This is a genomic window from Bradyrhizobium sp. P2_E8 (assembly GCF_056403875.1).
The window spans coordinates 1-1414 of the sequence record NZ_JBFUES010001422.1 but is presented as its reverse complement, the minus strand read 5'-3'; the positions used below and the strand labels follow the sequence as shown (position 1 = coordinate 1414).

Sequence of the window (1414 nt, the reverse complement as noted above, 5' to 3'; positions counted from 1 at the left end):
CAGCACGAAGGAATGGATCCTGGTGCAGGACCAGACAGAGAACGAGATCGTTGGAGCCCATTTTGACGCGATGGTTCCCAAGAACGTTGCTGTCCAGATGAAGATCGAAGTTCAGACGGATGGAGGCACCCTTGTTGACGGTCCCCCTCCCGGCCGCAACGACCTGATGTGGCTCGTGAGACGCGGCGGTTTCGCCGCCGGAGCCGTCGATTCTGTCTACGTCCAGATAGACATGAAGACGACGGACACCGAAATGAAAGTGGTTGCCAACGTTGGGGCCGACTGGTGGCGTTCTCCGGACTCGCCGCACAACGGCGCCAATAATCGAGGGGCCGGCAACAGCAACTGGGTCGAACTCTCCCCAGATTGGTCCACACTCTACTTCTTTTCGGGCAGCACCGCGCAGTTTGTCGCAGACCCGCCTCCACCCCTGGCCGAGTCTCCGCTTCCTGCTACAGCCGCCGGCACGCAGCGCACTGCAGCTGGACCCTCGCCGTGTCTGCGGACCTTGACGCCGCGATAGGCACCCTAACGCAGTTGATACTCGCGATTTCCGTCGCCGAAATGTCGCGAGGAGCTACATCGATATCATCGGGTCTGTAGTCTCTCGATGTAGGCTTTTGAATATACCCTTGCTTTCGTTAGTGCATTTCCGCGTGCAGTCTTTGGAATGAGGCCCTTCATGTCATTAACCACATACGGTTCGAAGTCCTCATCCTCGATGTTGGTAAGACGCGGCGTCTCACTGCAAAGACCGCTTCAATTTGCCATTATGGCAGGCGACTTCCTGCTCATCCTGCTCAGCTATGTTGCCGCCAACCAAATTCACCGCAAATTCATGGCAACACTGGCCGAGCGAGAACTTTCGGTCGGCGTCGCGTTGCTTGTGGCGACCGCGTTCGTCGCGATCGCCTTTTTCAGAGGATGCTACGATAACCATAATCTGGCCAATACGAGCTGGCAGTTGCGTAAGGCTTCATCCGTGTGGCTTCTCTCACTCGCGATTCTCGCATTTTCTGCTTTCCTGCTTAGATCGACCGCCGAGCTCTCCCGCATCACCATCGTTCTGTTTGCAGCGGCCGGCCCAGTCGGACTGGGCGCGCATCGCGCGATCTGGCGCCTCGCCTTGAACTCTTCTTTYGCGCGAAGACATTCCGTCAAACGAGGGGTCGTGCTGATCAGCGGCGAGCCGCTCGACTTTACTTCAAGCCGCTTCAAGGACTTGCGCAAGAACGGCTTTCAGGTGGTACGTCACTTCGTTCTGGACGCTACGCTAAAGTCTGACGACGCAGCAATTGAGCGCGAGCTGACGACCATCATTCGAATTTCGCGCACAGCAGGCGCCGACGAATTTCTTCTTGCCTTCAATTGGAACGACCTGCCGCTGTTTCAACACCTAAGCCAATGTCTGCGC

The 1414-nt window shown here is 57.0% G+C and carries 1 protein-coding gene and 1 pseudogene; both read left to right on the top strand.

Annotation, left to right across the window (positions count from 1 at the left end; all coding sequences use genetic code 11):
• Window positions 1-523: pseudogene (locus tag AC1D00_RS41050) on the top strand (hypothetical protein); the annotation flags it as partial.
• A 159-nt stretch (window positions 524-682) separates the two neighbouring features.
• A partial coding sequence (locus AC1D00_RS41045; RefSeq protein ID WP_477014636.1) for a Rossmann-fold NAD(P)-binding domain-containing protein occupies window positions 683-1414 on the top strand: 732 nt, incomplete at its 3' end.